We start from the raw sequence: 504 nt of genomic DNA on the forward strand, positions 1-504 counted from the left end.
ATGGCGGGATTGATTTCAAGGAGGCCAAGGAGAAGCAGGATCTTGACGGCTATTTCAAGATGGTCACCTGGCCTGTCACCACGAACCGGGACGGCAGCGCTTGTACCGTCAGCCCTGAAGTGTACAACCCTGATCAGAAGGGCCTCGTCGGTATACGTGACGGCATGAACAGCTCGGATATAGAACGGAATATTTCAGCGGGCTGGACGATCAATAGTGCCTTCTATAAGTACGATGTGCCTCGTCCTGATGATCCGACGATTACGAAGATCGAAAACGATGCTGATGCCGGTTTGGATGCTTCGGGCAGTGTGTATACGTCGAAGCTTGATCCGGTGGTCAGTGGTGAGTGTACGCCTTCCAAGGATGCCGCGCGTCCCAACAAGGTTGTTCTCTACGGCGAGGACCCAGCCAATCCGATTGTGGAGGGGCAGGGCACGAATGGCGATGACCTGGTGAAAGGGACGGACACGTGGGGGTTCAGGCTGGGCGAGGCTGAGTGCC

The 504-nt window shown here is 56.0% G+C and carries 1 pseudogene; it reads left to right on the forward strand.

Features of this window, described 5'->3' with window-relative positions:
* Positions 1 to 504, forward strand: a pseudogene (locus H3V04_RS08775) (hypothetical protein); the annotation flags it as partial.

The organism is Bifidobacterium sp. M0353 (assembly GCF_016100645.1).
GTDB classification, from domain to species: domain Bacteria; phylum Actinomycetota; class Actinomycetes; order Actinomycetales; family Bifidobacteriaceae; genus Bombiscardovia; species Bombiscardovia choladohabitans.